Annotated in this window: 21 protein-coding genes; 13 read left to right on the forward strand and 8 right to left on the reverse strand. The window is 60.8% G+C overall.

The features are described from left to right. Positions 1-11 precede the first annotated feature (11 nt). The 7 genes from lepA (at position 12) to pdxJ (ending at position 6,285) form a co-directional block, all read left to right on the forward strand. Positions 12-1,808 (forward strand): translation elongation factor 4, encoded by a 1,797-nt coding sequence (gene lepA, locus J3P77_RS05055; protein ID WP_434680038.1) that lies wholly within the window; start codon positions 12-14, stop codon positions 1,806-1,808. A 9-nt stretch (positions 1,809-1,817) separates the two neighbouring features. After that, positions 1,818-2,672, forward strand: coding sequence for a signal peptidase I (gene lepB / locus J3P77_RS05060; RefSeq protein WP_434680041.1), 855 nt, complete (start codon positions 1,818-1,820; stop codon positions 2,670-2,672). A gap of 116 nt (positions 2,673-2,788) precedes the next feature. Next, entirely contained in the window at positions 2,789-3,166 is a 378-nt protein-coding gene (locus J3P77_RS05065) for a DUF4845 domain-containing protein (RefSeq protein WP_434680042.1), read from the forward strand. Continuing rightward, positions 3,163-3,852, forward strand: coding sequence for a ribonuclease III (rnc, locus tag J3P77_RS05070; protein WP_434680044.1), 690 nt, complete (start codon positions 3,163-3,165; stop codon positions 3,850-3,852). The genes J3P77_RS05065 and rnc overlap by 4 nt, the downstream gene beginning before the upstream one ends. Further along, complete coding sequence (gene era / locus J3P77_RS05075) at positions 3,845-4,747, forward strand: GTPase Era (protein WP_434680046.1); 903 nt, start codon at positions 3,845-3,847, stop codon at positions 4,745-4,747. The genes rnc and era overlap by 8 nt, the downstream gene beginning before the upstream one ends. A gap of 63 nt (positions 4,748-4,810) precedes the next feature. Next, complete coding sequence (recO, locus tag J3P77_RS05080; RefSeq protein ID WP_434680049.1) at positions 4,811-5,494, forward strand: DNA repair protein RecO; 684 nt, start codon at positions 4,811-4,813, stop codon at positions 5,492-5,494. Positions 5,495-5,544: 50 nt separating this feature from the next. Continuing rightward, positions 5,545-6,285, forward strand: a complete 741-nt coding sequence (gene pdxJ / locus J3P77_RS05085) for a pyridoxine 5'-phosphate synthase (protein ID WP_434680052.1) — start codon at positions 5,545-5,547, stop codon at positions 6,283-6,285. 39 nt (positions 6,286-6,324) lie between these two features. Here the strand turns inward: pdxJ and cmoB are convergent, their stop codons facing one another. The 4 genes from cmoB to lon all read right to left on the reverse strand — a co-directional run bounded on the left by cmoB (position 6,325) and on the right by lon (position 11,056). Further along, complete coding sequence (cmoB, locus tag J3P77_RS05090) at positions 6,325-7,284, reverse strand: tRNA 5-methoxyuridine(34)/uridine 5-oxyacetic acid(34) synthase CmoB (RefSeq protein ID WP_434680054.1); 960 nt, start codon at positions 7,282-7,284, stop codon at positions 6,325-6,327. After that, entirely contained in the window at positions 7,281-8,024 is a 744-nt protein-coding gene (gene cmoA / locus J3P77_RS05095; RefSeq protein WP_434680056.1) for a carboxy-S-adenosyl-L-methionine synthase CmoA, read from the reverse strand. Before cmoA ends, cmoB begins: the two co-directional genes overlap by 4 nt. 97 nt (positions 8,025-8,121) lie before the next feature. Continuing rightward, on the reverse strand, positions 8,122-8,514 hold the full coding sequence (locus J3P77_RS05100; RefSeq protein WP_434680057.1) for a protease inhibitor I42 family protein: 393 nt from the start codon (positions 8,512-8,514) through the stop codon (positions 8,122-8,124). A 124-nt stretch (positions 8,515-8,638) separates the two neighbouring features. Beyond that, complete coding sequence (gene lon, locus J3P77_RS05105; protein WP_434680059.1) at positions 8,639-11,056, reverse strand: endopeptidase La; 2,418 nt, start codon at positions 11,054-11,056, stop codon at positions 8,639-8,641. A gap of 254 nt (positions 11,057-11,310) precedes the next feature. Between lon and J3P77_RS05110 the strand changes: the two genes are divergently transcribed. Genes J3P77_RS05110 through J3P77_RS05125 form a run of 4 tightly spaced genes read left to right on the forward strand, consistent with a single transcriptional unit; the run spans position 11,311 to position 15,628 of the window. After that, entirely contained in the window at positions 11,311-11,985 is a 675-nt protein-coding gene (locus J3P77_RS05110; protein ID WP_434681893.1) for a methylamine utilization protein, read from the forward strand. Further along, on the forward strand, positions 11,982-14,336 hold the full coding sequence (locus J3P77_RS05115) for an EAL domain-containing protein (RefSeq protein WP_434680060.1): 2,355 nt from the start codon (positions 11,982-11,984) through the stop codon (positions 14,334-14,336). Before J3P77_RS05110 ends, J3P77_RS05115 begins: the two co-directional genes overlap by 4 nt. Positions 14,337-14,339: 3 nt before the next feature. Continuing rightward, positions 14,340-15,203, forward strand: coding sequence for a DUF3034 family protein (locus J3P77_RS05120; RefSeq protein WP_434680062.1), 864 nt, complete (start codon positions 14,340-14,342; stop codon positions 15,201-15,203). Then, a complete protein-coding gene (locus tag J3P77_RS05125) occupies positions 15,203-15,628 on the forward strand; it encodes a group I truncated hemoglobin (RefSeq protein ID WP_434680063.1) in 426 nt (141 codons plus the stop codon). The genes J3P77_RS05120 and J3P77_RS05125 overlap by 1 nt, the downstream gene beginning before the upstream one ends. 359 nt (positions 15,629-15,987) lie before the next feature. On the opposite strand, the gene J3P77_RS05130 is transcribed toward J3P77_RS05125, so the two are convergent. Together J3P77_RS05130 and J3P77_RS05135 are read right to left on the reverse strand one after the other, a co-directional pair. After that, a complete protein-coding gene (locus J3P77_RS05130; protein ID WP_434680065.1) occupies positions 15,988-18,414 on the reverse strand; it encodes a glucose/quinate/shikimate family membrane-bound PQQ-dependent dehydrogenase in 2,427 nt (808 codons plus the stop codon). 118 nt (positions 18,415-18,532) lie between these two features. Next, positions 18,533-19,876: a carbohydrate porin gene (locus J3P77_RS05135; protein ID WP_434680067.1), complete on the reverse strand. Its 1,344-nt coding sequence runs from the start codon at positions 19,874-19,876 to the stop codon at positions 18,533-18,535. Between the two features lie 373 nt (positions 19,877-20,249). Between J3P77_RS05135 and J3P77_RS05140 the strand changes: the two genes are divergently transcribed. Together J3P77_RS05140 and J3P77_RS05145 are read left to right on the forward strand one after the other, a co-directional pair. After that, positions 20,250-20,477: a VF530 family DNA-binding protein gene (locus J3P77_RS05140; protein WP_434680068.1), complete on the forward strand. Its 228-nt coding sequence runs from the start codon at positions 20,250-20,252 to the stop codon at positions 20,475-20,477. A gap of 66 nt (positions 20,478-20,543) precedes the next feature. After that, positions 20,544-21,203 (forward strand): Pr6Pr family membrane protein, encoded by a 660-nt coding sequence (locus J3P77_RS05145; RefSeq protein ID WP_434680069.1) that lies wholly within the window; start codon positions 20,544-20,546, stop codon positions 21,201-21,203. Positions 21,204-21,227: 24 nt separating this feature from the next. Here the strand turns inward: J3P77_RS05145 and J3P77_RS05150 are convergent, their stop codons facing one another. Both J3P77_RS05150 and J3P77_RS05155 read right to left on the reverse strand, forming a co-directional pair. Next, positions 21,228-21,998: a siderophore-interacting protein gene (locus J3P77_RS05150; protein WP_434680070.1), complete on the reverse strand. Its 771-nt coding sequence runs from the start codon at positions 21,996-21,998 to the stop codon at positions 21,228-21,230. Further along, complete coding sequence (locus J3P77_RS05155) at positions 21,995-22,576, reverse strand: PadR family transcriptional regulator (protein ID WP_434680071.1); 582 nt, start codon at positions 22,574-22,576, stop codon at positions 21,995-21,997. Before J3P77_RS05155 ends, J3P77_RS05150 begins: the two co-directional genes overlap by 4 nt. Between the last annotated feature and the right edge of the window lie 39 nt (positions 22,577-22,615).

The raw sequence follows: 22,615 nt of genomic DNA on the forward strand, positions 1-22,615 counted from the left end.
AGTGTTGATCCGTGAGTGATTTGAGTCATATCCGCAATTTCTCCATCATCGCCCACATTGACCATGGCAAGTCGACGCTGGCCGACCGCTTCATTCAAATGTGCGGTGGCCTGTCCGAGCGCGAAATGGAAGCGCAGGTTCTCGACTCCATGGATCTGGAGCGTGAGCGCGGCATCACCATCAAGGCGCACAGCGTTACCCTCTATTACAAGGCCAAAGACGGTATCACCTACCAGTTGAACTTCATCGACACCCCTGGGCACGTCGACTTCACCTATGAAGTCAGCCGTTCCCTGGCAGCGTGTGAAGGCGCTTTGCTGGTTGTGGATGCCGGCCAGGGCGTCGAGGCGCAATCGGTCGCCAACTGCTACACCGCTATCGAGCAGGGCCTTGAGGTCATGCCGGTGCTGAACAAGATGGACCTGCCGCAGGCCGATCCCGACCGCGTCAAGGAAGAGATCGAGAAGATCATCGGTATCGACGCTACCGACGCCGTGGCATGCAGTGCCAAGAGCGGCATGGGCGTGGACGAGGTGCTGGAGCGTCTGGTAGCCACTATTCCTGCCCCGACCGGCAATATCGAAGATCCGCTGCAAGCGTTGATCATCGACTCCTGGTTCGACAACTATCTGGGCGTCGTGTCCCTGGTGCGCGTGCGCCACGGCCGGGTCAAGAAGGGCGACAAGATCCTCGTCAAGTCGACCGGCAAGATCCATCTGGTCGACAGCGTGGGTGTGTTCAATCCCAAGCACACCGCGACCGTCGATCTGAAAGCCGGTGAAGTAGGCTTCATCATTGCAGGCATCAAGGACATCCACGGTGCCCCGGTCGGCGATACCCTGACGCTCAGCTCCACGCCGGACGTCGAAGTGCTGGCCGGCTTCAAGCGCATTCAGCCGCAGGTTTACGCCGGTCTGTTCCCGGTCAGCTCCGATGACTTCGAGGACTTCCGCGAAGCATTGCAGAAGCTGACCCTCAACGACTCGTCGCTGCAATACCTGCCGGAAAGCTCCGATGCCCTCGGCTTCGGTTTCCGTTGCGGCTTCCTGGGCATGCTGCACATGGAAATCATCCAGGAGCGCCTGGAGCGAGAGTACGACCTGGACCTGATCACCACCGCGCCGACCGTTATCTTCGAGCTGGTGCTCAAGACTGGTGAAACGATCTACGTCGACAACCCGTCCAAGCTGCCGGACGTGTCCGCCATCGAAGACATGCGCGAGCCGATCGTGCGGGCGAATATTCTTGTGCCTCAAGAGCACCTGGGTAACGTCATTACGCTGTGCATCGAGAAGCGCGGCGTACAGCGTGACATGCTGTTCCTTGGCACTCAGGTGCAAGTGAGCTACGACCTGCCGATGAACGAAGTGGTTCTGGACTTCTTCGACCGTCTCAAGTCGGTCAGCCGTGGCTACGCGTCGCTGGACTATCATTTCGATCGTTACCAGTCGGCCAATCTGGTCAAACTCGATGTGCTGATCAACGGCGAGAAGGTCGATGCCCTGGCGTTGATCGTGCACCGCGACAACGCTCACTTCAAAGGTCGTGCGTTGACGGAGAAGATGAAAGAGCTGATTCCGCGGCAGATGTTCGACGTTGCAATTCAGGCTGCCATCGGTGGTCAGATCGTGGCACGAACAACCGTCAAGGCGCTCAGAAAGAACGTACTGGCCAAGTGTTACGGTGGCGACGTTAGCCGTAAGCGCAAATTGCTGGAAAAGCAGAAGGCCGGTAAGAAACGCATGAAGCAGGTCGGCAACGTGGAAATTCCACAAGAAGCTTTCCTTGCAGTGCTCAGGTTGGAATAGTCAGGTCCTATGTCACTAAATTTCCCGCTGTTGTTGGTCATCGCCGTTTTTGTCTGTGGCTTGCTCGCACTGCTTGATCTGGTCATCCTGGCGCCTCGGCGCCGGGCGGCCATTTCGAACTATCAGGGCACGGTCGGTCAGCCGGACATGGCGGTCGTGGAGCGTTTGAACAAAGAACCCCTGCTGGTCGAATATGGCAAGTCGTTCTTCCCGGTACTGTTCATCGTTCTGGTGCTGCGTTCGTTTCTGGTGGAACCCTTCCAGATCCCTTCGGGCTCGATGAAGCCGACACTCGATGTGGGTGATTTCATCCTGGTGAACAAGTTCTCGTACGGTATCCGCCTGCCGGTGCTGGACCAGAAGATCATCGAGATCGGCGACCCGCAGCGTGGCGATGTCATGGTGTTTCGCTACCCAAGCGACCCGAGCGTCAACTACATCAAGCGGGTAGTCGGGCTGCCGGGCGACCATGTGCGCTACACCAGCGACAAGCGTCTGTTCGTCAACGGTGAACTGGTGGCCAAGAAGCTGATCGGCTCCGAGCCGGGAACGCTGGGCAGCGCGGAGCTGTATGAAGAGCAGCTGGGCGCGGTCGAACACCAGATCCGTCAGGAGATGAGCCGCTACCGTGCGCCGCCTGACAACGAATGGACAGTGCCGGCCGGTCACTATTTCATGATGGGCGACAACCGCGACAACTCCAACGACAGCCGTTACTGGGACGATCCGAACATTCCGAAGTCGGAGCTGGGCATGGTTCCGGACAAGAACATCGTGGGCAAGGCCTTCGCGGTGTGGATGAGTTGGCCTGAGCCCAAGCTCAGCCACTTCCCGAACTTTTCGCGCGTAGGGTTGATCAAGTAATCGAGGTGGCGCTGCTCAGACAGCGCCACCTGTCATTTCCGGCTGGCTCGAAGTCGCGGTTGATCGATTGATCCGTTCGATCACGCAGGCGGGCTATCCTTGAGGTCAGGTCGCACATGGCGTTTTCCGCTTCGCAAAAAGGGCTCTCATTCGTGGGCTGGCTGGTAATGCTGGCGCTGGTCGCTTTCGTGGCGAGCACGGCCTTCAAGCTGGTTCCTCACTATCTCGACTACCTATCGATGAAGAAGACCATCGAGGCGGTCGACAGCAATCAGACTCTGGACATCACCACGGTCGACGATTTTTACAGTTATGTCGGTAAAAGCATGCAGGTCAACAGTATTCGGGATGTGGATTTGAACAACGCGTTAAAGGTGACGGTGGCGAACAACAAGTTCAACGCCCATTTGAAATACGAACAGCGCGAGCCGTTGATCATGAACATTGACCTGGTCCTGAAGTTTGACCAGCAATTCAGCGTGGGCAGACCGTGAGCGTATCCTTGAGCCGCCTGGAGCGTCAGCTCGGCTATACCTTCAAGGATCAGGAACTGATGGTCCTTGCGTTGACTCACCGCAGTTTCGCCGGCCGCAACAATGAGCGGCTGGAGTTTCTCGGTGACGCGATCCTCAACTTCGTCGCGGGCGAAGCGCTGTTCGAGCGTTTCCCCCAGGCCCGTGAAGGCCAGCTGTCCCGCTTGCGTGCACGCCTGGTGAAAGGTGAGACCCTGGCGCTGCTGGCCCGCGGTTTCGATCTGGGCGAATACTTGCGGCTGGGTTCCGGCGAATTGAAGAGCGGCGGTTTTCGCCGTGAATCGATCCTGGCCGATGCACTCGAAGCGCTGATCGGTGCCATCTATCTGGACTCCGGCATGGAGGCGGCACGCGAGCGTGTGCTGGCCTGGCTGACCACCGAGTTCGACAGCCTGACGCTGGTCGATACCAATAAAGACCCGAAAACCCGGCTGCAGGAATTCCTCCAGTCCCGTGCCTGTGAATTGCCGCGATACGAAGTGGTGGATATCCAGGGCGAACCGCACTGCCGAACATTCTTCGTCGAGTGCGAGATCACCTTATTGAATGAAAAGAGTCGAGGCCAGGGTGTCAGCCGTCGGATTGCCGAACAGGTAGCCGCGGCCGCAGCACTCATTGCCCTGGGCGTGGAGAACGGTCATGACTGATACAACTGCAACACGCTGTGGCTATGTCGCCATCGTCGGCCGGCCCAACGTAGGCAAGTCGACGCTGCTCAACCACATCCTGGGTCAAAAGCTGGCGATCACTTCGCGCAAGCCGCAGACCACACGCCACAACATGCTGGGCATCAAGACCGAAGGCGCCGTGCAGGCGATCTACGTCGACACGCCGGGCATGCACAAGAACAGCGACAAAGCGCTCAACCGCTACATGAACAAGACCGCTTCGGCTGCGTTGAAGGACGTGGACGTGGTGATCTTCGTGGTGGATCGCACCCGTTGGACCGACGAAGACCAGATGGTGCTCGAACGCGTTCAGTATGTGCAGGGCCCGGTGATTCTGGCGATCAACAAGACCGACCGGATCGAGGACAAGGGCGAGCTGATGCCGCACCTGGAATGGCTGCAAGGCCAGCTGCCGAACGCGTCCATCGTGCCGATCTCCGCGCAACACGGGCATAACCTCGAAGCGCTGGAAGGGCTGATTGCCTCGCATCTGCCGGAAAACGATCACTTCTTCCCGGAAGACCAGATTACCGACCGCAGCAGCCGTTTTCTAGCCGCCGAGCTGGTTCGCGAGAAAATCATGCGCCAGCTGGGCGCCGAGCTTCCGTACCAGATCACGGTCGAGATCGAAGAATTCAAGCAGCAGGGCCGCACCCTGCACATCCACGCCTTGATCCTGGTCGAGCGCGATGGCCAGAAGAAGATCATCATTGGCGACAAGGGTGAGCGTATCAAGCGCATCGGCAGCGATGCCCGTCGCGACATGGAGTTGTTGTTCGATTCCAAGGTCATGCTCAACCTTTGGGTCAAGGTCAAAGGCGGCTGGTCCGATGACGAACGCGCCCTGCGTTCGTTGGGCTACGGCGACCTTTAAGCGCTCAAGTCACCCGGCCCTGTCGAACAGGGTCGGGAAATCCTCTCCAGCCGAGCCCGTCCGATGAGCACGCCAACCGGCCGACCTGCGTATGTGCTGCATAGCCGCCCGTATCGGGAGAACAGCGCGCTGGTGGACTTCCTTACCCCTCAAGGCCGTTTGCGAGCAGTGCTGCGCAGCGCCAAAGGCAAGGCCGGTTCGTTGGCCAGACCCTTCGTGCCGCTTGAGGTCGAATTCCGCGGGCGCGGCGAGCTGAAAAACGTCGGGCGCATGGAAAGTGCCGGCGTCGCCACTTGGATGACCGGCGATGCGCTGTTCAGCGGTATGTACCTCAACGAATTACTGATCCGCCTCCTGCCTGCCGAAGATCCTCATCCCTCGGTGTTCGATCATTACGCCGCGACCCTGATCGCATTGGCCGAAGGCCGACCGCTGGAGCCGTTGCTGCGTTCGTTCGAATGGCGTCTGCTGGACGACCTCGGTTACGGCTTTGCGCTGGATGTCGACATTAACGGCGAACCGCTGGCTGCCGATGGCATGTACCGCCTGCAGGTCGATGCCGGCCTGGAACGGGTGTACCTGTTGCAGCCGGGGCTGTTTCAGGGCGTCGAGTTGCTTGCCATGGCCGAAGCAGACTGGAGCGCGCCCGGAGCACTGGGCGCAGCCAAACGTCTGATGCGTCAGGCACTCGCGGTGCATCTTGGCGGGCGGCCACTGGTCAGTCGTGAACTGTTTCGCAAGCCTTGATCAAGCCTTATGCTTGCCGGCCTGCATCGCTTAATCATCAGGAGACACCCGTGACTCACAGCACCCGCATTCTTCTTGGCGTGAACATCGATCATGTGGCTACTTTGCGACAGGCCCGCGGCACGCGTTATCCGGATCCGGTCAAGGCCGCACTGGATGCCGAAGAGGCCGGTGCCGATGGCATCACCGTGCATTTGCGCGAGGACCGGCGTCACATTCAGGAGCGCGACGTGCTTCTGCTCAAAGATGTGCTTCAGACCCGCATGAATTTCGAGATGGGTGTGACTGAGGAAATGCTGGCGTTCGCCGAGCGGATTCGCCCGGCCCATGTCTGCCTGGTGCCTGAAACCCGCCAGGAGCTGACGACCGAAGGCGGTCTGGATGTGGCCGGGCAGGAAGCGCGAATCAGGGCGGCTGTGGAGCGCCTGGCGAAGATCGGCTGCGAGGTGTCGCTGTTCATTGATGCCGACGAGCAACAGATTGCCGCTTCAAAGCGCGTCGGCGCGCCTGCGATTGAATTGCATACCGGTCGCTATGCCGACGCGCAGACGCCCGCCGAAGTCGCTGACGAATTGCAGCGCATCGCCGACGGCGTGGCATTCGGTCTGTCCCAAGGCCTGATCGTCAACGCCGGCCATGGCCTGCATTACCATAACGTCGAAGCCGTGGCGGCGATCAAGGGCATCAATGAGCTGAACATCGGACATGCATTGGTGGCCCATGCGCTGTTCGTCGGGTTCAAAGCGGCGGTTGCCGAGATGAAAGCGCTGATCGTGGCGGCTGCGCGATAACTGCAGACGCTCCGCTCCCGCACAGATGTGCATTTTGCCTCAGGGCTTGCGCCCCACGATCACCGCTCGCATCGGTGCGGGCAGGCCTTCCACGGTCTTGCTGTGGTCGTCGGGGTCAAGGAAATTGCCCAGCGACTGGTAGCGCATCCACTCGGTACTGCGCTGCTCTTCAACCGTCGTGGTGCTGACGTCCACGCAGCGCACGTCAACGAACCCGGCGCGGCGCAGCCACAGCTCAAGCGCCGGCACGGACGGCAGGAACCACACGTTGCGCATCTGCGCGTAGCGATCTTCCGGAACCAGCACCTGCTGCACGTCGCCGGGAATCACCAGCGTTTCCATGACCAGCTCGCCGCCCTTGACCAGACAATCCTTCAGAGCCAGCAGATGGTCGATGGGCGACTTGCGGTGATAGAGCACGCCCATGGAAAACACCGTATCGAAACCTTCAAGGTTCGGCGGCAGGTCTTCGAGCGCGAACGGCAGGTGCCAGGCCGGCAGGTCGGGCAGGTAACGTTGCATCGCCTGGAACTGGCAGAAGAACAGCCAGTTGGGGTCGACGCCAATGACACTGTCCGCGCCGGCACCGAGCATCCGCCACTGGTAATAGCCGTTGCCGCAGCCGACATCGAGCACTCGTTTCCCCTTTAGGTCGAGATGCGGTGAAACCCGCGACCATTTCCAGTCCGAACGCCATTCGGTGTCGATGTGCACACCGAACACATTGAATGGCCCTTTGCGCCACGGTGACAGGCCCATCAGAGCGCTGCGCAGGCGGGTGCGCGTTTCGCCGTCGCACTCGGTTTCAAGGGTAAAGCTGTCGGCCAGCTCGATCCGGGTCGGCGTCAGCACGGGCAGGGCGTCCAGCGCACTCTGCCAGCGTTGCAGGTCGCCGTGACCCTTGGTCATCTTGGCGTCGAGTTGGGCTTGCAGCCCGTTGGCCCATTCGGCAAGGGGCGTTCCCGCCAGGCGGCGGGCCAGTGGTGCGAGATCGATCATGGCAGGGCAATCAACGAGGCGAAGTTAAGGCATTGGAACCATGGCACGACCTTGGTGAACCCGGCAGCCAGCAGGCGCTCGCGATGGTCTTCAAGGCTGTCGGGCTTCATGACGTTTTCGATGGCACTGCGTTTCTGGGCAATCTCCAGATCGCTGTAACCGTTGGCGCGCTTGAAAGCGATGTGCAGATCAGTCAGCAGCGTGTGCTCCTGCTGATCGTTGAAGCGCAGTTTCTCGGAAAGGATCAGCGCGCCACCCGGCACCAGCGACTGGCGTATGCGGGCCAGCAAGTCGAGACGCTCGCCCGGCGGAATGAACTGCAAAGTGAAGTTGAGGGCTACGACCGAAGCGGGCTTGAAACTCAGACCAAGGATGTCGCCTTCAATGACTTCGACTGGCAGCAGCTCCTGAAACATCGAATCCTGCGCATTGAGGTATTGGCGGCAGCGTTCGACCATCGCCGACGAATTGTCCACCGCAATCACCCGGCAGCCTTCGGCGCGGACATGGCGACGTAGCGCCTGAGTGACAGCGCCCAGCGAGCTGCCCAGATCGTAGAGCACGGTGTCGGGTATGGCGAATTGCGCGGCAAGCACGCCCAGATTCTCGACGATGGTCGGGTAGCCGGGCACCGAGCGCTTGATCATGTCCGGGAATACGCGCACGACGTCTTCGTTGAAGGCGAAATCGGGCACCTGGATCAATGGCTGGGCGAAAAGACGGTCGGGTTCTTTGCTCACGGCGGTTCCGGCTGGATATCTGAAAGGCCGGCATTCTAGCCAAGTTACGACTCCGATGCATGAATCAGATAGCGTTGGGCGCCGGGTCGCGGCCGCGTCAGTGCACCGTGATCGAGCAGTCGAACACAGCTTGCGGCGTCACTTCCGGCGCCCAGGGCTGCTGGTAGACCATCAGCAACTGGCCGGTTCCAGGAGCGGCTGCCTTGTAGCGCCACACCGACTTGCCCGCGCTGCCGACCATGTCCATCTGCTCGGCGCTGGAATACACCTCGGGGCCCAGGCTGTGCAGAACCGTCGAAGCGGGGTTACGGACCTGCCAGCGGAAACCGGTCGTCGGGTTGCTGGGCAGTTCAAGAATCAGCGTCTGTCCGGATGCCAGGTGCGCAGGGCAATCACTTTGCTCTTCAATCGAGACAATATTTTTCGCGGGCTGCGCGCAAGCGGTCAGCAGGGCAAGGCCCAGGGGGGCGATAAGACGAGCAGGGGTCATGGCAAGGTCCGGTTTTGCGTGACGACGCTTGAGGATAACCGATGAGGATCGGGGCGTCCTTTTTCGCGGACAAGTCCGCTCCTGCCGGCACATGTGCAGGAGCGGCCTGTCCGCGAAGAGACCGTCAGAACAACACCTTCGCCACATCCGCAAAGCGTTTGGCGAAGTGCACGGTCAGGCCTTCCTTCAGGTACTCGGGCAGCTCCTCGAAGTTACCCCGGTTGGCTTCCGGCAGGATCAGTTCGTTGATCTTCTGACGTCGGGCTGCAATGACCTTTTCACGCACGCCGCCGATGGGCAGCACGTGGCCGGTCAGCGTCAGCTCGCCGGTCATGGCGACGCCTTTTTTCGGTGGCTGATTGCGGGCCAGGGACAGCAAGGCGCTGGCCATGGTGACGCCGGCGCTCGGGCCGTCCTTCGGCGTCGCGCCTTCGGGCACATGGACGTGGACGAAGGCTTCGTCGAAGAACTTCGCATCGCCGCCAAACTTCGACAGATTGGAGCTGACGTAGCTGTAGGCGATTTCAGCCGACTCTTTCATCACATCACCCAATTGCCCGGTCAGCTTGAAGCCGCGGTTGAGCGTATGGATACGGGTCGCCTCGATCGGCAGGGTCGCGCCGCCCATGCTGGTCCATGCCAGACCGGTAATCACGCCGGTGCCGGACAACACTTGCTCACTGCGGAAAACCGGCATGCCAAGCGAAGCTTCCAGATCCTTGGGACCGATCTTGATCGCCGAGTCCGGCGCGTCCAGCAGCTTCACCACCGCCTTGCGCACCAGCTTGCCCAGCTGCTTCTCCAGCTGGCGGACGCCGGCTTCCCGGGCATAACCTTCGATCACGTTACGCAAGGCGGCGTCGCTGATCGACAGTCGTGCCTTCGCAACGCCCGCTTTCGCCAGTTGCTTGGGCCACAGGTGACGCTTGGCGATTGCCAGCTTTTCCTCAGTGATATAACCCGACAGGCGAATGATCTCCATTCGGTCGAGCAACGGTCCCGGAATGGAGTCGAGGGTGTTGGCGGTGCAGACGAACAGCACCTTGGACAAGTCCAGGCGCAGGTCGAGATAGTGGTCGAGGAATTCGACGTTCTGCTCCGGATCCAGCGTTTCCAGCAGCGCCGAAGCCGGATCACCCTGATAGCTCTGGCCCATCTTGTCGATTTCATCGAGCATGATGACCGGGTTCATGACTTCCACGTCCCGCAGCGCTTGCACCAGTTTGCCCGGCTGGGCGCCGATGTATGTGCGGCGATGGCCCTTGATCTCGGCTTCGTCGCGCATGCCGCCTACGCTCAAGCGGAAGAAAGGGCGGCCCAGCGATTCGGCGATGGAGCGCCCGACGCTGGTCTTGCCCACGCCCGGCGGGCCTACCAGCAGAACAATCGAGCCGCTGATTTCACCTTTATAGGCACCGACGGCCAGGAATTCGATGATTCGCGACTTGATGTCGTCCAGCCCGGCATGGTGCTGGTCGAGCACCTTGCGCGCGTGGCCGAGGTCGAGCTTGTCCTTGCCGTAGACGCCCCAGGGCAACGAACTGGCCCAGTCCAGATAATTGCGGGTAACGGCATATTCCGGCGAACCGGTTTCCAGCACCTTGAGCTTGTTGATTTCCTCATCGATTTTCTTGCGCGCCTGCGTCGGCAAGGTTTTGCCTTCAAGACGCTGCTCGAACTGCTCGATATCGGCGCTGCGGTCGTCCTTGCTCAGCCCCAGCTCCTGCTGGATGACCTTGAGCTGTTCCTTGAGGAAGAACTGCCGCTGGTGCTCACCGATCTTGCGATTGACCTCGGCGGAGATCTCTTTCTGCAAGCGCGCCACTTCAACTTCCTTGCGCAGCATCGGCAGCACTTTTTCCATGCGCTTGAGCATGGGCACGCAGTCGAGCACTTCCTGCAGTTCGACGCCGGTGGCGGACGTGAGCGCCGCCGCGAAGTCGGTCAGTGGCGAAGGGTCGTTGGGGCTGAAGCGGTTGAGGTAATTCTTCAGCTCTTCGCTGTACAGCGGGTTGAGCGGCAGCAGCTCCTTGATCGCATTGATCAGCGCCATGCCATAGGCCTTGACCTCATCGGTCGGCTCATTGGGCTGGTGCGGGTATTCGACTTCCACCAGATACGGCGGGCGATGATGTTTGAGCCAGGTGCGAATGCGCACCCGGCTCAGACCCTGCGCGACGAACTGCAGGCGACCGTTTTCACGGCTGGCGTGGTGGACCTTGACCAGCGTGCCGTACTCGGGGAGGGCGTCGGTGTTGAAGTGCCGCGGGTCCTCCTGCGGCGTGTCCATGAAAAACAGCGCCAGCGAATGATGGTCGGACTTGCTGACCAGCTCCAGCGTCTCGGCCCACGGCTCTTCGTTGACGATCACCGGCAAGACCTGCGCCGGAAAGAACGGACGGTTGTGGATCGGGATGATGTAGACCTTGTCCGGCAGGCTCTGGCCAGGCAAGGCCAGCGAGGTGCTGTGGGAACTCAGGGACACGTCAAGCTCGGCGGCATCATCTGGCAATTCTGGCGAGTCTGTCTGCTGGTCGCTCATGGGGCACCTGCGAAATTGAACATGGCCTTTAGATGGGGCGCGGGGCCTCAGGTTTCAATGGGAGCGGTCGATAGTCTTGATAGGGGATAAATGCCCCGTGAGGCTGAGACGGTTTTTGTCTCTGATCCTGTTCGACCGGCTGATGGCCCGGGCACGCGTTGGCGTGGCCGTATTGCGCGCTGGATCGAGCTCAAGACACATGCTGCCAGGGCCGGCTGGTGACTGACGGCTCTGCCATCGTGGACTCAATGAATATGATCAACCTGATTTTAAATCTGGCGCTGGCCAGCCTGCTCGCGGGCGCTTCGGCGGTGGCTTCGGCGGCTACCGTGACCGTGCAGGTCGCGGACCAGCACGGCTCGGCCTTGCCGGATGCAGTCGTGACCCTCTCGGGACCGGCCACAGCGCCGACGGGGCCGTTCAAGGCTGATATGGACCAGCGCGATCAGGAGTTTTCGCCTCGCGTTCTGGCCGTACACACCGGTACGCAGGTGAAATTTCCCAACAGCGACAACATTCGTCATCAGGTGTACTCCTTTTCACCGGCCAAGCGCTTCGAGCTGCGTCTTTACCAAGGCACGCCTTCTCAGCCGCTGCTCTTCGAAAAACCGGGCGTCGTGGTGCTCGGCTGCAACATCCATGACTGGATGGTCGGCTACATCTACGTAACCGACGAACCGCTGTTCGGCGTCACCGATGACAAAGGCGCGCTCAGGCTCGACCAGGTCCCGCCCGGTCGTTATCAGGCGACGTTGTGGCATCCGCGCTCCGAGGACATGCAACCGGTAGCAGGCGGCGCATTCGAAGTCCCGGCCAGCGGGCTGACCCAGCGCGTGACTCTCACGGTTCAGCCCGATCCCGAGGATAAGCCGGGCAAGCCGGCACCTGGTGGTTTTGGCGACGCCTTTCACAAGGCTGTGCATGAATGAACCTGCGAACCAGCTTTCAGGCGCGCATCGCCGGAGTGCTGATTGCGCTGCTGCTGATAGTGGTCGCCGCGGTATTTTTCGCCGTCAAGGTCGCCACCAGTGACGCCGTACACAAACAGGCCCAGGCCCAACTGAAAGTCGGCAGCCGCGTCTTCGAGCGACTGATCGATCAGCGTGGCCGGCAGCTGCGCGATGCGGTGCAGCTGCTGGCGGCGGACTTCGGCTTTCGCGACGCGGTGGCCAGCCAGGACTCGGCGACCATCCGGTCGGTGCTGCTCAACCATGGCAAGCGGATCAACGCCAGCGACATGTTCTTGCTGGGCATGGACGGCACTGTCGTCGCCAGCACCCAGCCGCTGGTCGCGGAAGGAACCGGGTTCATTTACGACAAGGCGCTGCGCACGGCCAGGCGCAGCCAGCAGTCCGTTCTGATCGTACCGGGCGGCGGCACCCCGCACCTGCTGGTCGAAAGCATCGTCTCGGCACCGCTGCCTCTTGGGCGAGTGGTCATGGGCTTTCCCATCGACAGCGATTTCGCCCAGGAACTGCGCTCGCTCAGTGGCCTGGAAGTATCGTTTCTGACAATCGAGAACGGCCGGCCGGGAACACTGGTAAGCACTCAGCCCGAAGGACTGCACGCCAGGCTCATCGAACTGATGCGCAATTCTTCCGGCGGGCAGACGAGCGTGACGGAACAGGCCAATCAGAATTTTCTGAGTCAGTCGTTGATGCTGGCCAATACCGGCGTTGCCAGCGACGGGCAGGTGGTCGCGTTGTTGCAAAGCCCGCTGGACAAGGCCCTGCAGGCGTTCGCTCCGCTGGACGAGAACATATTGTGGATTTCTCTGGCAGCTCTGGCCGCTTCGCTGGTCGGGACCCTGGCGCTGGCGCGCAGTGTGTCGCTGCCGGTCCGTGCGCTGGCGCTGGCCGCCAAACGTATCGGCGACGGCGATTACAAAACCCCGGTGGCCATGGATCGCAGTGATGAGCTGGGCCTGCTCGCCGCTGCGATCAACACCATGCAGCATGGCATTGCGGTCCGTGAGGGACAGCTGGCACATAACGCGCTGCACGATGCAATCACTGGGCTGCCTAATCGGGCGCTGGCGATGGAGCGACTGGGCAGCGCGATTGCCGCGCAGCGGCCCGTCGCCTTGATGTATCTGGGCATCGAGAACCTCGCCGCAATCAACGAAAGCTGTGGCGCGGAAGGTGTCGATCAGCTGTTGCGTCAGATCGGCCAGCGTTTGCAGGACACGCTGCGCTCGGGCGATACCGTCGCGCGGCTGACCGCCAACGAGTTTCTGCTGTTGCTCGACCATACCGGCAGCGACGGCGCAGTCGCGACCGGCGATGCCTTGCAGCGCCTGCTCGGCGAGCCTCAGCGGCTCGACAATCACGACATCACACTCGACTGCTGCATCGGCATTGCGGTGTATCCGGAAAACGGCGACTCCGCGCAGGAACTGGTCAACCGCGCAGCCATTGCCCGCAAGGACGCAGCAAACTTGCCCGGTCGGCTGCATATCTACCAGGACGGCCGCGACTTGGCGCACCAGCGCCAGATCAGCCTGATTCGCGATCTGCGCAAGGCGCCGCAAAGCGGCGAGCTACAGCTGCATTACCAGCCAAAGCTGGACATCCGTCAGAGCAGGGTCCGACAGGCCGAGGCTTTGCTGCGCTGGAATCATCCGCAGTTCGGCAGCGTCTCGCCCGCCGAATTCATCGTGCTGGCCGAGCGTACCGGCAGCATCCAGCTGTTGACCAACTGGGTGATCGAAGAAGCCATGCGCCAGCTGGCGGAATGGAACCGTCGCGGCCTGGTGCTGCAGCTGTCGGTCAATATTTCCGCGGACGACTTGCTGGGCGAAGATCTGGTGGGTTTCGTCTCCGGACTGCTGATGCATTACGCAGTGCCCGCCAGGCAACTGATCTTCGAGATTACCGAAAGCGCGGTGATGAGCGAGCCGGAGCGAGCGCTTGTTGTGCTCAATCGCTTGCGCGACTGCGGCATAAGTCTGTCGGTCGATGATTTCGGCACCGGCTACTCGTCTCTGGCGCACCTCAAACGCCTGCCTGTGCAGGAACTGAAGATCGACCAGTCGTTCGTGCGCAACCTCGATGAAACCAGCGAAGACGCGGTGATCGTGCGCTCGACCATCGAGATGAGCCATAACCTGGGGCTAAAGGTGGTCGCCGAAGGTGTGGAGTATCAACACAGCCTGGATCTGCTCAAGCGCTGGCACTGCGACACGGCCCAGGGCTATCTGATCAGCCGGCCGCTGTCGGCATCAGCCTTCGAAGCCTGGATCGCTCAATCCCTGAACTCACCCAGCCTGATGGTCAACTGAATCATGCGCTTCAAGTTAACGTGGTTATTGAGTTGTATCCTCGGCACTGCCGCTTTTGAGGCAGTGGCCGATAACGGGCGTCTGATCGCCACCGGCGGAGCCAGCAGTATCGAGGGCAGCGCGGGTGGCGGGATCACCCCTTGGGCGTTGATCGCCGGTTACGGCGAACAGGGCGAGTGGGGCGCGACCGCCTTTGCCACCCATGTCGATGTACCGGACTACGCACTCGACGTCGCAGGGCTGGCCATCGCTTACGACAACCGCATCGAATTTTCCTACGCGCATCAGCGCTTCGACATCAGCACTCTGCAGCATCGGCTGAGCCTGCCGGACGATAACCTCAGCCAGGACGTATTCGGCGTCAAGCTGCGGTTGTTCGGGGATTTCATCTACGACAGCCTGCCGCAAGTCTCGCTGGGCGTGCAGTACAAGCACCAGAACAACTTCCTGATCCCCAGCCTGGTCGGCGCGCAGCGCGATTCGGACGTCGAAGGCTATCTGACCGCGAGTCGTCTGTTCATGGGCGCGGCGTTTGGCTACAACCTTGTGGTCAACGGCGGCGTGCGTTACAGCCGTGCCAACGAAACCGGCCTGCTGGGTTTTGGCGGCGACCGGCGCGACGAACGCAGCCTGCTCAAGGAAGGTTCGGTAGCGGTACTGTTCAACCCGCGCTGGGCGGCAGGCGTGGAGTATCGGGAAAAACCGGACAACCTTTCGTTTGCCGGGGAAAGCGACTGGGCGGATATGTTCGTCGGGTATTTTCCGAACAAGCACCTGTCATTCGTTCTGGCCTACGCGCGGTTGGGCGAAATCGCCACGCTGGACAACCAGAGCGGCACCTACTTGTCCGTGCAGGGGAGTTTCTGATGTTTCGTCTACTTGCCGGCCTGATGCTGACTCTGTTGGTCGGGTGCGCCCAGCAGCCTGCTCGGGATGACAGCCTTTACCAGGCGCTTGGCGAGCGCGCCGGCATCCAGCGCATCGTCGAAGGCATGTTGTTGAATGTTGCCAAGGACCCTCGGATCGTCGAGCACTTTCGCAAGGTTGATATCGAGCGCCTGCGCGACAAGCTGGTTGAGCACCTTTGCGTCGATTCCGGCGGTCCCTGCCGTTACACCGGAGACAGCATGGCCGAAGCGCACAAGGGACAGAACCTGACCCGTAGCGATTTCAACGCGCTGGTGGAAAACCTGATCGCCGCCATGGACGCCGAGAAAATCCCCGTGCCCACCCAGAACCGCCTCATCGCCCGCCTGGCGCCGATGCGTGGCGAAGTGATCGAGAAAAAATAGCGTTTCTTATCGATTCGTCATCACCCGCTCTCGCCAGCAAGCTGGCTCCCACAATTCAGGAAGTGACTCGGTCTTGTAGGAGCCAGCTTGCTGGCGATGAGGCCAGGACAGCCGCAGCCGCTGTGTATATCTATGTCCTCGCCAGAAAGCTCCCACAATTCAGGAAGTGACTCGGTCTTGTAGGAGCCACCTTGCTGGCGATGAGGCTAGGACAGCCGCAGCCGCTGTGTCGTCTATATCTATGTCCTCGCCAGAAAGCTGGCTCCACCCAGACCAGATACGCGCCGCAACCCTGTAAGCCAGCACAAAAAAAGGCGGCTATCTTTCGATAACCGCCTTTCGCTTACCTCAGCAACACATCACTTCGGCAGTTTGAACGCCATCACGTAGTCACCTTGCTTGGTGCCCAGCGAGCCGTGACCGCCAGCGACAACCAGCACATATTGCTGGCCGTCCTTGCCGGTGTAGGTCATCGGAGTGGTCTGAGCGCCTGCTGGCAGGCGGCCTTCCCACAACTGCTTGCCGTTACGAACGTCGTAGGCGCGCAGGTACTGGTCAAGCGTACCGCTCAGGAATGCCAGGCCGCTGGCGGTGGTGAATGTACCGCCCAGGCTCGGAACGCCCATGCTCAACGGGATTGGAACCGGCGAGCTGTCGCGCACGGTGCCGTTCTTGTGCATCCAGATGGTCTTGTGGTTGGTCAGATCGACAGCGGCCACATAACCCCACGCCGGAGCTTGGCAAGGCAGACCCATCGGCGAGAGCAGCGCTTCGAGGATCACGCCATACGGCGCGCCTTTGTTCGGCTGTACGCCTTCGGTTTCGCTCTTGCGACCCGGACCGCTCGCAACTTCTTCAGCCGGCACCAGCTTGGAGCGGAAGGCCATGTAGCTTGGGTTGACGAACGCGATCTGGCGAACCGGATCGACAGAGATGCCGCCCCAGTCGAATACACCGAAGTTACCCGGATAAACAATCGAACCTTGCAGCGATGGCGGAGTGAACGGACCGTCATAGCGCAGCGACTTGAAGTCGATGCGGCACAGCATCTGGTCGAACGGTGTCACGCCCCACATGTCGCGTTCCTTGAGCGGAGGCGGCATGAAGTTCAGGTCGGACTTGGGCTGGGTCGGCGAAGTCCAGTCGCCTTCAACGGCGCCTTGTGGAACCGGCACTTCGTTGATCGGCACGATCGGCTGGCCATTGCTGCGGTCCAGCACGTAGATGCTGCCCTGCTTGGTCGACACCAGAACGGCAGGCTTCACGCCATCAGCGGTTTTCATGTCCATCAGCGACGGCTGACCACCAACGTCCATGTCCCACAGGTCGTGATGGGTAAGCTGACGATCCCAACGCACGCGACCGGTCGCGATGTCCAGCGCGACGATGCCAGCGGCGTACTTCTCGGATTCCGGAGTACGGTGACCGCCAAACTGGTCAGGCGTCTGGTTGCCCATCGGCAGGTAGATCATGCCCAGCTTTTCGTCGACGCTGAACATGGACCACATGTTCGGCGAGTTGCGGGTGTAGATGCCGTCCGCGGCGATAGGCGCCGTCGCTTCAGGATTGCCGCTGTCCCAGTTCCAGACCAGACGACCGGTGTGCACGTCATACGCGCGGATGACACCGGACGGTTCGTCCATCGAAACGTTATCGGTGACGTGGCCGCCAATGATCACCAGGTCTTTGGTTACAGCCGGTGGCGAAGTCGAGTAGTAGCCGCCCGGAGCGAAGGTGCCCATGTTGGCGGTCAGGTCGATAGCGCCCTTGTTGCCGAAGTCTTCACACATCTTGCCGGTGTCGGCGTTGAGCGCGATCAGACGGGTGTCGGCTGTCGGGATGAAGATGCGACGCGGGCATGCCGTGGCAGGCGCAGCGCTCGCAGTATCCGCCACTGGCGTGGCCGGGCTTTGCGCTGGAGCAGCTGCGGCGTAGGCGGCGTCATCGTGATACGTGACGCCACGGCAGGTCATGTGCGCCCAGCCTTTGAAGTTCTCGGCGTTCTGTGTGCTGATCTTCGGATCGAAACGCCAGATTTCCTTGCCCGAATCCGGATCAAGGGCAATCACCTGGCTGTGCGGCGTACATACGTACAGCATGCCGTTGACCTTGAGCGGCGTGTTTTCCGCGGTGGTCTCGCCTGGATCGTTCGGGCCGGGGATGTCGCCGGTGCGGTAGGTCCAGGCCGGCTCCAGCTTGTGCACGTTTTCCGGGGTGATCTGCGCCAGTGGCGAGTAGCGATCACCAAAAGCGGTGCGGCCATAAGACTGCCAGTCGCCATCAGGCATGGCTGGCGCCGTATTGGTAGTGCCTGCCGTTTCGCGGTCCAGCTGGCCTTCGATGCGGCCGGGGTTGGTGAACTGGCTCGCCAGTGCAGTCAGGCCCGCCAGCACGACGGCGACGCCCAGTGCGCCGGTGCCCATGCGCGCGGACTCGCCGCGCAGCAGCGGACGACGGAACCATGGCAGCAGAAGCACGATGCCCAGGGCAAACCACAGTGCCAGACGCGGCACTAACTGCCACCAGTCCAGGCCGACTTCCCACAAGGCCCAGACCGTGCTCGCGAACAGGAGGACGGCGTACAGACCCAGCGCCGCGCGCCGCCCGGTGATAAGCAGTACACCCGTCACGGAGAAACCGATACCTGCCAGCAGGTAATACAGGGAACCGTCCAGTTGCACCAACCTGACGCCGCCGGCCAGCAAGGCCAGCCCCATCAACAGGATCACCAGCCCGAGCAACGTCGGAAGCAGGCGATTTCTACTCAAAGCACCTTCAGTGCTCATAATGCGAATCTCCGTGAAGAGTGATTGATTGATGTCTCGTTTCCGTAAGAAATTTCTTACGTAATCTTGTGTGGCTGATTCTTGGAACGTATTACCGGCCACTCGATTCAACCGCTGGTCAGAACGAAAGCTGTACTTTCATGCCGGCGATCCATGCATCGTCGACTTCGTCGACGCCACCTGGATGACGGATGTACTGCAGGTTCGGGCGCACGGTCAGCCAGTTGGCCACGTGAACGCCGTAATAGAACTCGGCGTTGTATTCCGTGTCCTGAACAGGCGTGAATGACGGATCGTTGTAGTCGTAGGCCGCTATGGCCTGGTTTCGTGCATCGGCATTCTTGCGGTACGCCGGATTCACGTGGATACGCGAGAAACCGACCCCGATATCATCCTGAGTGCGGGCGTCGAACAGGCCTTTGTAGACCATGCCGACCGACACGTAGTTGTCGACCATGTTGGTCTTCTTGTCGTGCAGAGTGCCGTTGGCAAACAGGCTCAGGCCACGGCTCTGGTCGCTTGCCTGGCTGGTGACCTGCTGACGGAAGTTGAGCCACATGCCGTGTTTGCTCGACGCGCCACGGTAGGCGGTGCCGGTCAGTGCCGCCGGTCGGTCATTGGCATCCTTGTAGACGTCTTCGCTGTCGGCGCTGCTGTAGTAATACCCGGCGCGGTACTCGCCCGGCAGACCGCCGACTTTCGGCGTCCAGACCAGTTCCACCGGGACTACCGCGCCTTCGGTGCCGCTGCCGCTGAGCTTGAATGCGTTGTCGTTCTCAAGATTGGACGGGTTCTGCTCGAAGACGCCGATCTGCGCGAAGAGCTCCGGGTTGAGCTGATACTTGACGCGCATCGCCCACTGGCTGATCGGCCAGTTGTACCAGGTGTTGACGTAGTTGCCGACCTGCGAGCCGCACAGCGAAAGGTTCTGGAAGTCGCAGGGCATGGTGTTGAAGTCTTCACCCTCGTTGAACCGGCCGAGCTTGATGCTCAAAGCCTGGTCGAGAAACTTCTGCTGATACCAGAGCTGGGTCAGACGGGTGACGCTGCCGCGTCCCCAGACTTCCTGGGATGACGAAATAGTGCCGACCCGCGGGTCTCCGGTCCGATCATTGCCCAGGCTGTCGCCATTACGATTGTTCAGGGCCAACTGAAACTCGGCGTCTTGCCAGCCCAGCAATTTTTGCAGGTCCATATGAGCGCTAAGGGTGATCTGATCGCTGTAACGCGTTGCCTTGTCGTGGTCGTAGCCACCGTGCAGGTTGGCAGCGGTCTCGCTGGTGTAATCGAGCTTGAAATCAAAACCCTGGTCTGACAACTCGGTGCGCTTGCCGCCCCAGTCGCCAAGCATCCAGGGCGAATCGGAATCGAAGGCAGGCGCTGCCTGAGCCGTGGCGGCGAGGCCGAATGCCGCCAGCCCGAACAGGCCGACAGCGCGTTGAAGCGTTAGATAACTAGGCATGGGTAAAAGCATTCTTATGAGTTTTTCTTGGTGATTGAATCGCAGCTCGCCCGCAGGCTGCCGGAGCAGGCGGGTAACATATTGATAAGTCTGGAAAATCGATTCAGCTACAACGCTGGCAATGATAGGGCGCTAACGAGCTTACGAACAGTAACAATGTTGACATTGATCGTTGCGATTTTTGCAACAGTTGAAGCTGCGACCGATGCGCGCAGCCTGGCAGGCTCTGGATGGCGCTTGTGAGAGTGCCGAAAACCGTTTCGCGCGGTTCGTTGGCCAGCCGCTGCACAACCAGCTCTTCCCGATGCCGAAGAGCTCGGCTAAGGTGCGCACCTTCGGGCATCGACTCTCTGATCAGGCTTCAGGATTGACCATGACAACTCCCAATTCCGACCCGCTGCACGGCGTTACGCTGGAGCAGATCCTCAAGGCGCTGGTCGAGCATTACCAATGGTCCGGCCTTGCTGAACGCATCGACATCCGCTGTTTCAAGAGCGATCCGAGCATCAAGTCCAGCCTGACCTTCCTGCGCAAGACGCCTTGGGCGCGAGAAAAGGTCGAGTCCCTGTATGTAAAGCTGCATCGCAGCAAGGGCTGGTAGTGCCTGGTAGTTCGCAGCCTGACGTCGCGCCCGCCATGCAAGTTGGCTTTCAAGGATAAAAGACAGATGTTGAGCGAAGGTTCGCAGCGAGCGCACGGATGGCGCAGTTATACCCGAGTGGTTGCTTGTCTGGCATGGGCCGGCCTGGTGATTCAGCTATACCTGATTCTGGTCGCACGCTGGGCAGACGATGCCAGCCTGTTGGGCGGGCTGGTGCGGTTTTTCAGCTTTTTCACCGTGTTGAGCAACACGCTCGCGGCAGTCGCACTGACTTGTGCGCTCAGTGCCCGGCAGTCCGCCGGGCATCGATTCTTCCGCCATCCGGTCGTATGCGGCGCAATTGCCACCAGCATCGCGGTAGTGGGCATCGCCTACAACCTTCTGCTGCGCCATCTATGGCATCCACAGGGGCTGCAGTGGGTGGCCGACGAGCTGTTGCACGACGTGGTGCCCGTATTGTTCGTGCTCTACTGGTGGCTTTACGTACCCAAAGGCACACTGCGGCTGAAACATGTCGCACTGTGGATGCTGTACCCGATCATTTACTTTGGCTATGTGCTGCTGCGCGGCGATATGCTCGGCGACTATATGTATCCGTTCATCGACATCGGCACCATCGGCTACACCAAGGCCTTCATCAATGCAGGCGGTGTGCTCGCAGGGTTTGTGACGATTGCGCTGGCGGTACTGGGCCTCGACAAACTCGCGGCCCGTCGTCGGAGATGACTCTGACCGCGTCCGGCCCCCGCGTTACTCGTCGGCCGGGCCTTCCTTGCGCCAATATCCGGCTGCCTTGACGAACGCATCGTCCAGACCGAATTCGTCGAGCAGGATTCGCCGCAGCTTGCGCGACAGCCCGGACTCGGTGGCGACCCAGGCGTACAGCTTGCCTTCGGGCATTTCCAGGCGCCGAACCACGCTCTGCAGATCCTGCTCCCCGCGCACGATCCAGATCACGTCGACCTGAGCGGCGCTCTGGAAAACCTGTTGTTCCTGGGGCGTGGCAACCTCGATCACCGCCAATGCCGCGCGATTGGCTGGCAGTGACTCAAGACGACGAGCGATGGCAGGCAGGGCCGTTTCGTCGCCAATCAGCAGGTAGCTGTCAAAAATATCCGGCACCACCATCGAGCCGCGCGGCCCGGCGATATGCAGGAATTGCCCCGGCCGAGCCTGGGCAGCCCAGGTCGCGGCCGGGCCTTCGCCATGCAGGACAAAGTCGATATCCAGCTCGCCGGTCCGGGCGTCATAGCGCCGGGGCGTGTAATCGCGCATGGCCGGGCGCGGCCCGTCGCTTTCGCTCATCGGCACCCAGTTCTCCAGGGCAGCCTGCTCCTCGGGCGTGCTCGGAAAGAACAGTTTGACGTGATCGTCCGTGCCCAGGCTGATGAAGCCTTCCAGTTCCGGCCCGTGCAAGGTAATGCGGCGCATCAGCGGGGTGACCTCGGTCACGCGCAGCACTTCGAGCTTGCGGCGTTTGATCTCGTGCATGACGCGATGAATGGATTGCTTTGAACTCATGCGGACTTCCCCGGCTGATTTTGCGGACCATCGACAATGGCCTTGGCGGTGTTGTTGAGCAGGTCGCGAACCCGGAGGATTTCTTCCGGGCTCCAGCGGCCGTGATGCAGATGCAGGGCATGCCGCAGGTTATGGATTGCCTCGTGGATCTCGGCGGGACGGTCGTGTCCGCGCAGCGAACGTTTACTGACGTCGATGCGTGTCCGCACGCCGTCCAGCGCCACGGCCTGCTCCGACAAGGAGGCGGCGCCCGCGGTGGTGACGGTGTAGAGCTTCTTGCCGCCCTGGGCATCGCCGGTTATCAGTTCGCTTTCTTCGAGGAACGTCAGCGTGGGGTAGATCACGCCTGGGCTGGGGCTGTAAGCACCATCGAACATGCCTTCGATCTGGCGGATCAGGTCGTAGCCGTGGCACGGCTGTTCAGCGATCAGCGCCAGCAACAGCAGCTTGAGATCGCCCGGTGCGAAAACGCGCGGGCCCCGGCCGCCGCGTTCCCGGCCGGTACGTTTTTCGAAACCGTCTCCATATTCGCGAAGCGGAGGCGGGGTGTGGTGAGGGTCATCACGCATGGTCTTCATGTCTCATTACAAGTTAGATATACCTTAAGATATATCTTA

The sequence above is a fragment of the Pseudomonas sp. R1-18 genome (assembly GCF_051132095.1).
Taxonomy (GTDB): Bacteria; Pseudomonadota; Gammaproteobacteria; order Pseudomonadales; family Pseudomonadaceae; genus Aquipseudomonas.

Excerpts from the sequence above, each read along its gene's own strand:
- lepB (WP_434680041.1), top strand. The coding sequence starts at position 1,818 with ATGTCACTAAATTTCCCGCTGTTGTTGGTCATCGCCGTTTTTGTCTGT.
- J3P77_RS05065 (WP_434680042.1), top strand. The coding sequence starts at position 2,789 with ATGGCGTTTTCCGCTTCGCAAAAAGGGCTCTCATTCGTGGGCTGGCTG.
- era (WP_434680046.1), top strand. The coding sequence starts at position 3,845 with ATGACTGATACAACTGCAACACGCTGTGGCTATGTCGCCATCGTCGGC.
- recO (WP_434680049.1), top strand. The coding sequence starts at position 4,811 with ATGAGCACGCCAACCGGCCGACCTGCGTATGTGCTGCATAGCCGCCCG.
- cmoB (WP_434680054.1), bottom strand. The coding sequence starts at position 7,284 with ATGATCGATCTCGCACCACTGGCCCGCCGCCTGGCGGGAACGCCCCTT.
- J3P77_RS05100 (WP_434680057.1), bottom strand. The coding sequence starts at position 8,514 with ATGACCCCTGCTCGTCTTATCGCCCCCCTGGGCCTTGCCCTGCTGACC.
- lon (WP_434680059.1), bottom strand. The coding sequence starts at position 11,056 with ATGAGCGACCAGCAGACAGACTCGCCAGAATTGCCAGATGATGCCGCC.
- J3P77_RS05110 (WP_434681893.1), top strand. The coding sequence starts at position 11,311 with ATGATCAACCTGATTTTAAATCTGGCGCTGGCCAGCCTGCTCGCGGGC.
- J3P77_RS05115 (WP_434680060.1), top strand. The coding sequence starts at position 11,982 with ATGAACCTGCGAACCAGCTTTCAGGCGCGCATCGCCGGAGTGCTGATT.
- J3P77_RS05120 (WP_434680062.1), top strand. The coding sequence starts at position 14,340 with ATGCGCTTCAAGTTAACGTGGTTATTGAGTTGTATCCTCGGCACTGCC.
- J3P77_RS05125 (WP_434680063.1), top strand. The coding sequence starts at position 15,203 with ATGTTTCGTCTACTTGCCGGCCTGATGCTGACTCTGTTGGTCGGGTGC.
- J3P77_RS05130 (WP_434680065.1), bottom strand. The coding sequence starts at position 18,414 with ATGAGCACTGAAGGTGCTTTGAGTAGAAATCGCCTGCTTCCGACGTTG.
- J3P77_RS05135 (WP_434680067.1), bottom strand. The coding sequence starts at position 19,876 with ATGCCTAGTTATCTAACGCTTCAACGCGCTGTCGGCCTGTTCGGGCTG.
- J3P77_RS05140 (WP_434680068.1), top strand. The coding sequence starts at position 20,250 with ATGACAACTCCCAATTCCGACCCGCTGCACGGCGTTACGCTGGAGCAG.
- J3P77_RS05145 (WP_434680069.1), top strand. The coding sequence starts at position 20,544 with ATGTTGAGCGAAGGTTCGCAGCGAGCGCACGGATGGCGCAGTTATACC.
- J3P77_RS05150 (WP_434680070.1), bottom strand. The coding sequence starts at position 21,998 with ATGAGTTCAAAGCAATCCATTCATCGCGTCATGCACGAGATCAAACGC.
- J3P77_RS05155 (WP_434680071.1), bottom strand. The coding sequence starts at position 22,576 with ATGAAGACCATGCGTGATGACCCTCACCACACCCCGCCTCCGCTTCGC.